Consider the following 13,187-nt stretch of genomic DNA (forward strand, 5'->3'; position numbering starts at 1 on the left):
CCTGAATTTCGTTTTTATACCTAATGAAAAAATCAATAAAATAATAATTGCTACAGTATATTCCTTTGTTTTTATTGGGCATTGGCGTATTAATTGATGCTGTTAATTTCATTGAATTCCCGATGGCTAATGACTAGATCAATTATAACTTTACTTTTCTTTTTATATGGTTTTTTCTTTATAAATGCGCAGGAAAAAAAAGATTCGCTTTATTATAAAATAGAGGAATTTTCCGATAAAAGAAAAGTTACCAAATTTATTCACCGTTTAATATTCCGCAGGGAGGCAGATTCAACGTCTGTTAAATCCAGAACTGAAAAACTGCTGCAGGAGACTTATAATAAAAGATACATCAGAAATGTCCGTATTGAAACCATTGACCCTTTTGGATATGGCTCCCAAAACCATAAAGAAAAATTAAAATGGTACGATTGGGTGGCGGATCAGCTCCATTCCACTACAAAAACTTCCACGGTTAATAATTATCTACTTTTTAAGAAAGGGGAAGAATATAATGCTCAGAAGCTCTACGAGTCTGAACGTTTACTGAGAACCATGCCTTTTATAAACAGGGTTAACATAAGTGTTTCTGACAGTACTTCCGGCAAAGACTCTATTGATGTTGTTGTAAAAATTCTTGATTCCTGGAGCCTGAAACCAAGTCTGAATTATTCCGGGAGCAAAATTGGCCTGGGAATTACAGAACAAAACGTATTGGGCTTAGGCCACACGCTTGATTTTCTTTACAGAAACGATTCCAAAGAAAAACAAAATTATCTTTTGGGAAGTTACACCGCCTATAATCTTTTTGGAACCTATGTGAACGCCCAAATCCTGGGAGAGCGGGATTTTCTCAGAAATGAAAGAATCAATTTCAATATGAGAAGAGATTTTTTTTCTCCTCTTACAAAATGGGCAGGCGGCTTTACTTTTGAATATTTCATGCGGAATGTTTCACTTCCTACGGAAACTGATACTCCATTTCCGGAAGTTCAGATCAAGGTATACAGCCAGGATTTATGGGGCGGTTATCAGATACCGGTTTCCTCTGATCCGGTTGAAAAAGTAGCCAGTAATATTGCCATTATAGGAAGGTTTCAGAATTATCAGTATAAAGACAGTCCGGAAATAGATCATTACAGCTATTTCAGCTCTTATAACAGCTTTCTGATGTCTGTTGGACTTATTAACAGAAAATTTTCCGTGCAGAAGAATATTTTTCAGTATGATCTTCCGGAGGATATCGCTTATGGAAAATCGGTGAGTTTTATCGCAGGCGGTTTATCCAGAAACAGAGAGGTGAACCCGTATGTAGGAGTTTCTGCATCTTACGGTAATTTTACAAAGCTGGGATATTTCACTCTGAAAGCCCAGTTTGGAAGATTCCTTAATGAAGATAGCCAGAACCGTGAATCTTTCCGTTTAGACGGGACTTATTTTACCCATCTTCAGGACTGGAAGTTTGCCAGGGTAAGGCATTTTTTTTCACCTACCATAGCATTAGGAAATCCGCAGCATAATTATTCTTATAAAGACAGAATCAATCTTTCTTCTTCAGATGAGTTTCCGGTTTACAATCCTGATTATATAGGAACTAAAAAAATGGTTTTAAGATATCAGCTTCAGATGTTTATCAATAAAACCTGGAAGAATTTTCATTTCAGTCCTTATTTAACGCTGGCAGCCGGCTGGCTGGGAATGCCAAATGAAAAGCTTCTGAAAACGCGTACCAATACAAAAATCGGAGTTGGTGTTTTAATTAATAATCCGTTTTTGGTCTTCAACAGAATCCAGATCTCTTTCACTTATTATCCTCATGTTCCGTTTGATGATCATTCGGTTTTTGATTTTAACAGCAACCGGAATAATCTTCTTCCGATGAACAGTTTTGCCACGGAAGTCCCTCGTTTTGTTAATTTCGGGAATTGACGGTTTGAGTTTTTTTAAATCACATACAGCCTCCACAAGTGAAGCTGTTGATGAATTATAAATTGTGTTTTATTTCTTTATCAACTTAAAGCTTGGGGCTTGTTGTTTACCTGTACAAGATCATTCTTCAAAAATCTGAATTTATTATTTGTAAGGAAGAATCTGGAGTTATGAAAAATCAGGTCCTATTCTGTAAGGACTGCGTTGCCATATTTTTTTACAGCTTCAATAAAAGGGTTGATTTTAGCATGTTCATTCTTTGCCATACTTTGAAATGGTGTATTGCGCAATTACAATATCATTATCATCAAATTCAAGGTAAAGTACCCTTGTTTTTCCGTACCAATATTTTTTGACAATATAGCTCCATTTATGATCAAGATAAAAATTACATCCATCACCTATTTTTTGAATAAGCTCCTTTTTAGATAAGCCTATCAGCCTTTCATCTTTTCCGGAAAGTATATTTTTCATACAGGTGTGTTTTTACTGAGTATTGTGTATCCAAACAGATAAGCTTGACAGTCTAAAAAAACAGATATTTGAGAGTCAGACAAATATTTTCTTCCATTTGGTAACTGAATTTCTGCTGAGTTTAAAATGCCGTGCCAGCTCACGGTTATTAAGATTATTTTTTTTCTGATAATCCAGCATCCGCAGAATATCTGATTTGCTGTAAGAGCAGTATTTTCTGTTTTCTCTCGTCAATTCCTTATCTGAAATACCGAAAACCTTTTGATTAAGGTTCTGAATATCCAGCGCATTGAGATGTTTCTTTTCCAGAAGGCTTTGGCAGTCTTCCATCTTTTCCGGAAATTTTTTTTCCAGAATGTCCATATAAATACGTTTATAGTCGGGCACTATTTTTGAGGTTTCTCGTATTTGCTTATCCATTTGTATAAAGTTGTTTTAGGTATTTTATAACGTTCCATTATTTCAGTTCGGGACATTGTTCCCGTCTGTATCTCTTCCAGTATATAATCAATAACCTCCCGGGTATAAATATTTTTACGGAACTGTGGCAGTGATGTCTTTTTTATATCCCGTTCCTTATCTGGCAGAGTAGGTGCATATAAAATCAAATGCTGAGAATACACCCTGAAAAAATCATATTCTAAAAGTTTGCACCATTTTAGCAGTACCTCAGTGTCTATACTTTTTGTCTTATACATTTGTTGTATATCTTCTTCAGAGGACTTAAAAAAATTACAGATACGCTGGATTTCGACCCCTTGCTCTGAAACCAGGGTTTCTATCATCTGTCCGATATGGATGTCCTTAAAATTCATGGTTCTATAAAATCAGTTATTTAAATTTTTAAAAATTCGCAACCGGTTCCAAGGTCGCAAAAAGCTTTTTATTTAGGGTTTCCGGAAGCTCCAGACAGTGCGTTGAATACCGCCAGAGTTATGTTAAATTTAAGCTTGGTGAGAAAATAGCATAGAGACTGTAGTCATTCTCTATGCTAAAAAGTTTTAAATAGTATTTGATATGAGAATGTGTTTTGTTGTACAAAAGTCATCATTTCCCACATACTGCAACTTGGAGTTATACACTCAATATCACTTTATTACACCCCCAATTACACTCGAAATTGTTAAGTTAACCGGCCCCAATAAACAAAAAGAGCCAGATCATTATACCAATCTATTTAAGACCTTAAATTTTCATCTGTAGGGATTAGTATTTTTTCTTTAATCCTATATTTTGTTCAGCTGTTTTCCTGGATACCACTTCTTCCTGATATCAAAAATTGTGATTTATTAAAGAAGATATTCAAGATCGGGTGTTTTTAGCCGAAACAGCCAGACAATTTCCGGAAATACATTTTTTAAAAGACAAATAAAAAGTCAGGATCACTCTCATTTATCAGCTTGGCTAGTCTCCACTGACATAATAATCTCCGATTATCAGGGCAATAGGGAAGTAATTTTTTTTGGTTTTTCATAACTCTATGTTTTATGATTATATATTAAGCTAGTTCTATATTATTCGACTGTGACTCAATGTGTGCATACCCCTGCATAAGTATAGGAATGGAAATCTTAAAGATCATTTCTGAGTTCTGATTCTACTCCATAAAAGATTACAATTCACATGGTCTGATTTCCAAGTATAACATATTGGGATCAGATGAAATAAATTTTAAGACAGCTAAGATGTTACAAAAAAGGCTTCCGGATATTTTGTAAAACATTTATTATTCAGAATAACCTGCAAAGCAGAATTGTGAATGTTTTGGGAGTGAAATTTTATAGTCATCCATTTTAAACTTAAACTAGCATAGAGAAAGAGAAAATATTCTCTATGCTAAAGTCTAGTTTGAAATAAAATATTAGGACATTGTGTTTTCGGTTACAAAAATCATAATTCCCGGTGTTTTTCAATCTCATCCAGGCCCCCAACTCCACTCTACAATACACTCGATAACACTCAAAAACATTAAATACCTCATAATCAAATGGGATTTCTGTCATTTCTATTGGCCATCCATGAATATAGATTTTCCTCTGTAGGAATCTGCAGCTTTTTTTTCAATCTATATTTTTTATTTTCAACTGCTTTTACGGATGTATTTTTGAACACCGCTATCTGCTTGGTATCAAAATTGAGTCTTATTAAAGCACAATATTCAAGATCGTTCGTCTTTAATTGAGGATCAACTGATAATAACGCCCGAATAAATTCCGGAAATACATTTTTAAAATGCAGATAAAAAGCCGGATCACTCTCTTTTACCATTTGTGTCAGCTTAGTATAATCTTCTGACGGTGATTTTTGTTCAGAAATTTGTTCACCCGTTTCACTAATCTGCCTTGAAGTCTTACTGGTTTTACTCTTCATTACATACAGAAAAAAAATGCTCCCTATGATTAAGGGTACTACAATAGTATAATATGAAAAAGAGCTTTTTTTCCCGGCACGTTCACTGAAATAATGCTCGGTAATTTTCTTTTCAACCACCGCTAAGCTATCGGAAAGGATTTTTGATTTATTTAAATACAGAGAAGCATTTTTAAAATCCCCAGCACCTTCATATGAATTGGAAAGTTCATGATAGACACTTGGTAATTCATAAATCATCTTTCCCTTTTTAACCAGCCTAACAGTCTCCTGAAAGTTTTCAACCGATTGCGGATAATTCTTTTTTTTCTTACTCAGCAATCCTTTTGCAAAAAACAGGGAAGCAACTGAGCGGCTATCCTTTACTTTATCACTTATTTTTTCTGCTTCAAGTATTAATTTTTCTGCATAGCTGTCATTCTTTCCTAACAATATCATATTGATCGCATAATTGCTCGTCGACTGTACCATCCATCCGTAATGATTGGGAAATTTATAATTCAGTAATCCCGCTTCTTTATAAGCACTGTAAGAATACTTTAACATGCTATCCCTGTTATTATTCTTGGAAACATTGGCATTCCATAACATTGCATTGTATAGAGACAGTCTTACATAATGGTATTTATTTTTGTCTTTAATCTTTGAGGCATAATTAAAACCCTTCCTGATGCTTTCAGAAGCCTCTTCGAAAAGCCCTAATTTTGTATAACAGAACGCTTTTCCAAAAATCATATAAGCCAGTTCATAATAATCGTCAAGTTTTTCTGCAATGCGAATTCCTTCTTCCAGGTCAAACATTGCCTGGCTGATCTTTCCTGTATTGTAATACACATTGGATCTGTAATCCAGTGCCTTTAACTGTCCTTCTTTATAGTCTGCCTCCTTTGATTTATAATATACTTCGGTAGTAATCCGTAGTATATCCTTTTCTCCCAGCTTTTCATAAGCATCCGGGCCGGAAACTATGGCAATAAGACTATCCGTTTGTTTTCGTATATCTACCTGTGCCCAAGCAAAAACCGAAAATAAAAATGAGAATAGTAAATAATATTTTTTTAACATTTGAATTGGAGATTTAATTTATGTAGTTATCAGATATACTTATTCTTATTAATCTAATCAGAATATTATCAAGACAAGCTTAACAAGTACCACATTTTTCCTACAAAAATATTCTGTAGTGTAATAAAGTACATCAAAACCTGTTGTTAATAATTATTAATCCGATAATGAATATTTAAAAAAAACGTTAATCATTTTATCATAAAATACTCATTATAAATAAATTAAAAAAAAAATACTGTTAACTTTGACAACACATGAAATAATGAAGTATCCTTTCCTTTCCATTCACACAAAACCCAACTTATGCAAAATTCTTCCTTCTTCAGTTAAAATAATTATATTTTTATATCAATGCTTGGCCAGTTTTACTCTTGCAATACTTCCAGACAGGATGATGATTAAATTCAATGATGGAGGCTTCGGGAATTGGATTAAGAAAAAAACATACGCCTTCCCGGAAATCTGTAAAATAGGGTGATATTCTCTGATAAGCTCCCTGTAATGTACATCTTTAAAGTACACCTTAGCTATAAAATGTAACTTTAATCTTGAAAAAAAGACAATGACAGATCCCTTTTTCCAAGTTTTTAATTCTAATCTATAATCAATATTGTTACTACTTATTTAAACCGCGGAATAAAACACATCATTTCATTTAATCATCTGAAAATCATATACACTGATTTGTAAAAATGTTTTACATGGTCTTGTTTTTATAAAGAATATGAGTTATCTTAATTATGTACCTGAAACAAATTTAAAATGAAAACACAAATGATGAAATATATTAACAGGGTCAGATTACATGACAGATTTTTGCTATTTTCAACAATACGCAAACAGGGTCCTTCAAACTGCCCAGACAAATAATACACCCTCAGAAGCCGCCTGATAATTACTTAACAGATTATCCAACATAGTTTCAGCGCAAATAAGTCTAAAAAATATGCTTCTCCGGAAGAATATATTGAAAACTCGAATCACTGATGCTTTGCAGAAACGTATTGTCTTCAATCAGGAAGAAGTATTCTAAATTATGAGAGTAAGTAAATCAACCATTGACGTGATGTGATATTCCTACTAATATTATACCGGTAAAATCACAGGTAGCAATAGGCAAACAGACTGTTACCAATAATAGTTTCTTTACAATAAGCAGCATACTATAGAAGGAACTACTGAAAAGTAATAATGCTGAAATGCATAATATCAACTTCTATATAAATACGTCAAGCACTATTATACAGTGTTTGATTTGATGCTTAGAAATTACACATTTATAATTACTTCATTTTCAGCAAATTAAATTATTTCCCGATACAGAAAGTAAAAATAACTGATAAACAGATATTTATGCTTTTTGAGGGACAATGGGGTAACAGAATCCCACAAACTAATAATATTTATTACAAAGGTAGTGATATTTTAAAAATAACTCAATAATAATTGAAAAGACATTTCAAATCGATCTCAATGTCAGTAAGATCATTTCAGTAAACAATGATATCACCAAAGGATTTCCCGCTGGTTCTATAAATTATACCATCTTGAATAAATCTGGTGATTAGTGATGAATTCCTTAAATTTATAGGAAGTATTGCCATTTCATTTTCAAAAATCCAATAATCTGAATCCCTCCAATTACTTGGATGTATTTTGGTGATCATTGCTGCACTTACCCGCGTATTCTGACCTTTGTCATTTCTACCTGTAAAAAATCCGTCATGCTCCCGAAATTCCTGAAAAGCATTTTGGTTGGTAATTAATTCCGGTACGATACATGTTGAACCCATCAAGCAATCCATTACATCATCCTTATCTAGAGCCAACATATCAACTGCATTTATTGCAATAAGATACGGTTTATCTAGTATACCGTATCGTTCAGGCTTTACCTTTAAAGCTTTCCTTAAACTTTCCACGTTGTTTAATATCTTTGCATGCATCCCATAGACACCAATTGCACGATGATTTTTTTTGCCATGTTCTTTATTGCTTTTCGGAATTGGTCCATATTCTATATAAATATTGTTATCTTCATTCCGTATAAAAATATACATCATTTCCTTACTGTTTTCCGTAAACCCATCTTGTTTTATATAAGTAGTTTAGCCCGATATTTTGATAAAGCTTAAAGAATTTGTGAAGAGCATGCAAAATTGCTTGAATTTTAGTAGTGGTTTTGAATTAATTATTAAATTGCATAAACTAATAACTTTCACTATGAAAAACCAAATATACAATCCTCTTTAATTTAACAGCCTGCTTCATCAAAAGCATGGAATGATTTGTCCGGAGATTAACAGGCAAGTCAGGTCTGCACGTATCCCTAATTTATTGGGATACAGATTAACCGTCCTAAAACTGTATTATGAAATTTCTACATACCGCAGACTGGCACATTGGCCAGCTGTTTCACGAATACGACCGCAGCTACGAGCATCAGCAGTTTCTGAACTGGCTGGTAGGAATTTTATTAACTGAAAACATTGAAGTCTTGCTGATCAGTGGTGATATCTTCGATAGTTCCAATCCGTCGGCAGCCTCGGTGAGGATGTTCTACCGTTTCCTAAATGAAGCGACCAGAGCCGTGCCTCATCTGCAGATCATGATTACGGCAGGTAACCATGATTCGGCAGCACGGCTGGAAGCACCGAAACCTCTACTGGAATCCTCTAATGTTCACATTATCGGCCTGGTAGAAAAAGATGCAGTGGGAAACATTGATTACGAAAAACTACTGGTTAAAATACATGATGCTTCCGGAGCGATAAAAGCTTTTTGCCTGGCCATTCCGTTCCTGCGGATGGGTGATTATCCTGCCATTGCCGATTGTGCCAATCCCTACACCGAAGGCGTCGCGGCTTTATATCAGGAAGCCTTTGCGTATGCCCAACAATACAGCACGGAAGACCAGCCTATTATTGCCATGGGACACCTGCATACGCAGCAGGCAGAAATTACCGATCTGGATAAAACCGAAAGGCTGATCATGGGCGGTGTGGAATGTATTTCAGCGAGTGCTTTTCATTCCGATATCAAATACGTTGCGTTGGGACACATCCACAAGGCGCAGAAAATAGGCGGAAAGGAACACATCCGCTACTGTGGCAGTCCCTTGCCGATGTCCTTTTCAGAAATTCATTACATACATCAGGTGATTGTTTTTGATCTCGATCAGGAAATCAGCAATCTGAAGGCGATTGAAATTCCGGTATTTGTGCCATTGCAAAGAATTCCACATCAGCATCAGCCTTTGCATGAAGTCATTGCCCAGTTGGAGCAATTGCCAGAGTTGGTTGCCGGCATGGAAAACCTGCCTTATCTGCAAGTCCGTGTACTACTCGATGGACCCGAGCCTGCTTTACGTCATAAAATAGAAACCGCCCTGGCTGGTAAAGCGGTACGATTGGCTAAAATCGATGCCCAATATCCGGCCGCTGCCGCAGCAACACCCGAACTCATCACCGCTGAAAAGCTGAATGAACTGCAGCCCATTGATGTTTTCGGTAAAGCCTACCAATCCAGATACCAGAGCGAAGTACCACAGGAAATCATGCGATTGTTCCAACAGGTGGCGCAGGAAATCAACCAAAACGCCGGATAACATGAAGATATTAGCCATACGCATTAAAAATTTAGCTTCACTGGAAGGCACTACCGAAATTGATTTTACGGCAGAACCCTTATGTTCGGCGGGCATCTTTGCGATTACCGGCGCTACCGGAGCGGGGAAATCGACCATACTGGATGCGTTGTGCCTCGCCTTATATGGTAAAACACCACGTTACGTTCAGGCAAGAGGAGAAACGGGCATTGAAATAAAGGATGTACAAAATAGCACTATGAGCCAGGGCGATGTACGCGGTATCTTACGTGACGGCACGGCAGATGGATTTGCAGAAGTGGATTTTAGAGGGATCGACGGGCAAAACTATCGGGCAACCTGGAGTGTGCGACGGGCCAGAAACCGGGCCGACGGAAGCATTCAGTCGGATGCCGTGACCTTAAAAAACATTTCCAATCAGGTTGATCTTCCGGGAAGAAAAGCCGAAACCTACAGTGAAATTGCAAGGTTAGTCGGGTTAAATTTCGAACAGTTTACCCGCTCGGTATTACTGGCGCAGGGTGATTTTACTGCTTTTATGAAAGCCAACCGGGATGAGAAATCCTCCCTGCTTGAGAAGCTGACCGGAACCCATATCTACTCCGAGATTTCCAGGAAGGTTTACGAAAAATATAAAGCAGAAGAAGTGTTGCTGCGTGACCTTCAATTGCACAAAGAAGGCATTCTGACCTTAAGCGATGAAGAACTGCAAGTTCTGGCGGCAGATCAGGCGCTTTTGGAGAGGCAGATCACAGACCTCGATAAAGAAATCGAAAGATTAAACGCAGGAATCAGCTGGTATGAGCAGCTCGCCAAATACAGTCAGGGCCACGATGAAGCCATCCTGATGGTACAGCAGGCAACCGAAAACAAAGATTCCGCCTTGCCGAGAAGCAGGCACCTGCGAATGGCCGAACAGGCACAACAAACCCGAAGCTGGGCAGACGCTTTGGCGCAGTCACAGGAACAACATACCGTTAAAACAACAGCACTGGCAACGGTAAAGGAAACCCTGATTTCCTTACAGCAACAAAAAGAAAGCCTTGAAAAGCAGCTTCAACAGTCAGAACATCAACTTTCCGTTCAAAACAAGGCCCTTACCGATTCCCTACCGCTATTGGAAGAAGCCCGCAAACTGGATACCTTGCTGGGAGAGAAAAAAGAACAGGTCGACCGGCTGAAAGAAGAGGCTGAAAAAGCTGCCGGGCTGAATCGGAAACATCAGGATATCTTAAAAGGAAAACAGCAAGCCTTCACCGATCTTGTTTTACAGATTGAAAGCATTACGAAGTGGCAAACCGAACAGGCAGCCCGCAAACCTGTTGCCGAGCATACAGACCTCATTCTCGCCAAACTCGGAGATGCCAAAAAGCTGTTGGAGAACCAAAAAGCTTCTTCCGAAAAATTAGTGGCGTTAAAGGATAAAATCCAGGCGGCCGAAGTGCAGCAGAAAACCATTGAGGACAACTGGAAAAATCAGCTTCAACTGCTGGACGAAAACCGGAAAACGTATGAGGCAAAGTCCGAAGCGTTACGCTCCGTTCCGATGGAAAGCTTAACTCTCGATAAAACCGAAACCGATCAGAAAGTAGAAGAAACCGTCAGGGCACAGGCGCAATGGCAGCTTTTGTATTATGCACAGACCGAATGGGAAAACTTACGGCAGAAGCAGGTACAGGAACAAGCCGATCATCAGACCAGACAAGAACTTTTACAACAACTCAAACAAGAACTCCCCTTAGCAAAAGCGGAAAGCGATACCGCAGATCAGCTCCTGCAACAGGCCCGTCTGGCATCGGCTGAAAATGTAGAAACACTCCGGGAAGCTTTGGTGGAAGATAAACCCTGTCCGGTATGTGGCAGCACCCATCATCCCTACGCTATACAAAATCCGCAACTGGAAAAAGTGTTGGCCCAACTGGAAAAAGCCAGCCAGGAGAAAACACAATACCATCTCAGCCTCCACAGCCGTCATGATGCCCTGGAGCGGGAATGCACCACCCTACAGCAAAATATTCAGCGGCGAAATGAAGAAATACATGCTAAAGAATCAGCTCTGGCAACCCAAAAGCAAACCTGGGAACAATCTGATATCGCCAAAAATAGTTTGAATATTCCCGATGCCGGAAAAGCGGACTGGATCACAGCGCAATTACAAACCCTTAAAACCAAACAAGCCGATCTCTCTGCACGATTACAAGCCTATGCCGGGCAGAAGCAGGAATTGGAAGCCGCAAAAACAGGAATCGACCAACTGAAAGAAAATATCGATACCCTTGCCGGACAGCTGAAAGACCTTCAAAACAGCTTATCGCTTTATGACGAGCAGCACAGCCAGGCAAGGCGTGAACAGGAGCTGGCTACCGTCTATCTGGATGAAATTGAACAGCTTCTTGCCCCATATTTTACCATATCCGGCTGGATTAACAACTGGAAAGCAGCTCCGGAAACCTTTGTGGAAAGCATCACCGCCTTTGCCCAACAATGGAAAGCCCAAGCCGAAAAACTGGAAGTCCGTACCCGGGAAAAAGCAGCCCTCGAAGCCACACTGAAAGAGCTGGAAAGCCAAGCCAAAACGCTGGAAACGGAAGCCAGTAGTAAAATCGAAATCCACCGTGCGCAACAGCAATCGTATCTGGATCTTACTAGACAACGTAAAAACCTATTTGATGGTCAGCCTGCCGACGAAATGGAACTTCAGTTCAAACAGGCGGTTATCAAAGCACAGGAAGATGTAGCGCTACTGAAAACCAAACAGCAAACCTTGGCGATCGAACAGACCAAAATCCTCACCCAACAGGAGGAACTGGCAAACGCCTTAACTGCATTGAACGCAGCAATTCAGAAAACTTCCCGCCAAATACAGGACTGGCTGAACGATTATAATCAAAAAAATGAGCAATCGCTCAACCTGGAAGAACTTCACCAATTACTCGCTTTAGGAAATGACTGGATCGAAAATGAACGTTTAGCACTACAAGCTATTGATGAGGAACTGACCAGAGCCAACAGCATTCTTACCGAACGGAAACAGGCTTTAGACCGTCATCAGAAAAACAGTAACGCGGAAATACCACTCGAAGAACTGATGACCCTGCACACGAATGCCCGATCGGAAGTGGAAGAAAAGAAGCACAAAAAAGGGGAAAACGGTTTCCGCTTGCAGCAGGACGAAGCTAACAAAAACAAAATCGGCGACCTGTTAAAACGCATTTCGGAACAGGCTACCGTTACCGAAAACTGGGCCAAGCTCAACGATATTATCGGTTCGGCTGATGGGAAGAAATTCCGTCAGATTGCGCAGGAATATACGCTGGATGTATTGCTTGGTTATGCCAATATCCATTTGCAGGCGCTCACCAGCCGCTACCAGATCGAACGCATTCCGGCATCGCTCGGTTTGCAGGTGGTGGATCAGGACATGGGCGACGAAGTGCGTACGGTGTATTCACTTTCCGGCGGAGAATCTTTCCTGGTGTCACTGGCTTTGGCTTTGGGCCTTGCCTCCCTGTCGTCCAACCGCATGAAAGTGGAATCTTTATTTATCGATGAAGGTTTCGGCTCGCTGGATCCCAACACGCTCAATATCGCCATGGACGCCCTCGAACGCCTCCACAACCAGGGCCGTAAAGTCGGCGTGATCTCCCATGTACAGGAAATGACGGAACGGATCCCGGTGCAGATAAAGGTAAGCAAGCAGCAGAGCGGGAGAAGTAAGGTGGAGGTGATGGGAGTTTAG

General features: G+C 38.9%; 8 protein-coding genes. 3 read left to right on the forward strand and 5 right to left on the reverse strand.

All coding sequences use genetic code 11. The annotated features are described in order from the left end of the window. The first annotated feature begins 129 nt into the window (after positions 1 to 129). Positions 130 to 1,929: a POTRA domain-containing protein gene (locus AOB46_RS02830; protein WP_062696514.1), complete on the forward strand. Its 1,800-nt coding sequence runs from the start codon at positions 130 to 132 to the stop codon at positions 1,927 to 1,929. 252 nt (positions 1,930 to 2,181) lie between these two features. On the opposite strand, the gene AOB46_RS02835 is transcribed toward AOB46_RS02830, so the two are convergent. From AOB46_RS02835 to AOB46_RS02860, 5 genes are all read right to left on the reverse strand, one after another. Then, positions 2,182 to 2,403, reverse strand: a complete 222-nt coding sequence (locus tag AOB46_RS02835; protein WP_062696515.1) for a hypothetical protein — start codon at positions 2,401 to 2,403, stop codon at positions 2,182 to 2,184. A 75-nt stretch (positions 2,404 to 2,478) separates the two neighbouring features. Then, complete coding sequence (locus AOB46_RS02840) at positions 2,479 to 2,766, reverse strand: helix-turn-helix domain-containing protein (protein WP_241489150.1); 288 nt, start codon at positions 2,764 to 2,766, stop codon at positions 2,479 to 2,481. A 23-nt stretch (positions 2,767 to 2,789) separates the two neighbouring features. Further along, positions 2,790 to 3,218, reverse strand: a complete 429-nt coding sequence (locus AOB46_RS02845; RefSeq protein ID WP_062696517.1) for a helix-turn-helix domain-containing protein — start codon at positions 3,216 to 3,218, stop codon at positions 2,790 to 2,792. Positions 3,219 to 4,386: 1,168 nt separating this feature from the next. Beyond that, positions 4,387 to 5,838 (reverse strand): helix-turn-helix transcriptional regulator, encoded by a 1,452-nt coding sequence (locus tag AOB46_RS02850; RefSeq protein ID WP_062696518.1) that lies wholly within the window; start codon positions 5,836 to 5,838, stop codon positions 4,387 to 4,389. Between the two features lie 1,493 nt (positions 5,839 to 7,331). Beyond that, complete coding sequence (locus AOB46_RS02860; protein WP_062696520.1) at positions 7,332 to 7,904, reverse strand: hypothetical protein; 573 nt, start codon at positions 7,902 to 7,904, stop codon at positions 7,332 to 7,334. Positions 7,905 to 8,212: 308 nt separating this feature from the next. Between AOB46_RS02860 and AOB46_RS02865 the strand changes: the two genes are divergently transcribed. Continuing rightward, positions 8,213 to 9,448 (forward strand): exonuclease SbcCD subunit D, encoded by a 1,236-nt coding sequence (locus tag AOB46_RS02865; protein ID WP_062696521.1) that lies wholly within the window; start codon positions 8,213 to 8,215, stop codon positions 9,446 to 9,448. 1 nt (position 9,449) lies between these two features. After that, positions 9,450 to 13,187 (forward strand): AAA family ATPase, encoded by a 3,738-nt coding sequence (locus AOB46_RS02870; RefSeq protein ID WP_185113839.1) that lies wholly within the window; start codon positions 9,450 to 9,452, stop codon positions 13,185 to 13,187.

It is taken from the genome of Chryseobacterium indologenes (assembly GCF_001295265.1).
GTDB classification, from domain to species: domain Bacteria; phylum Bacteroidota; class Bacteroidia; order Flavobacteriales; family Weeksellaceae; genus Chryseobacterium; species Chryseobacterium indologenes_A.

Excerpts from the sequence above, each read along its gene's own strand:
- AOB46_RS02830 (WP_062696514.1), top strand. The coding sequence starts at position 130 with ATGACTAGATCAATTATAACTTTACTTTTCTTTTTATATGGTTTTTTC.
- AOB46_RS02835 (WP_062696515.1), bottom strand. The coding sequence starts at position 2,403 with ATGAAAAATATACTTTCCGGAAAAGATGAAAGGCTGATAGGCTTATCT.
- AOB46_RS02840 (WP_241489150.1), bottom strand. The coding sequence starts at position 2,766 with ATGGACATTCTGGAAAAAAAATTTCCGGAAAAGATGGAAGACTGCCAA.
- AOB46_RS02845 (WP_062696517.1), bottom strand. The coding sequence starts at position 3,218 with ATGAATTTTAAGGACATCCATATCGGACAGATGATAGAAACCCTGGTT.
- AOB46_RS02850 (WP_062696518.1), bottom strand. The coding sequence starts at position 5,838 with ATGTTAAAAAAATATTATTTACTATTCTCATTTTTATTTTCGGTTTTT.
- AOB46_RS02860 (WP_062696520.1), bottom strand. The coding sequence starts at position 7,904 with ATGATGTATATTTTTATACGGAATGAAGATAACAATATTTATATAGAA.
- AOB46_RS02865 (WP_062696521.1), top strand. The coding sequence starts at position 8,213 with ATGAAATTTCTACATACCGCAGACTGGCACATTGGCCAGCTGTTTCAC.
- AOB46_RS02870 (WP_185113839.1), top strand. The coding sequence starts at position 9,450 with ATGAAGATATTAGCCATACGCATTAAAAATTTAGCTTCACTGGAAGGC.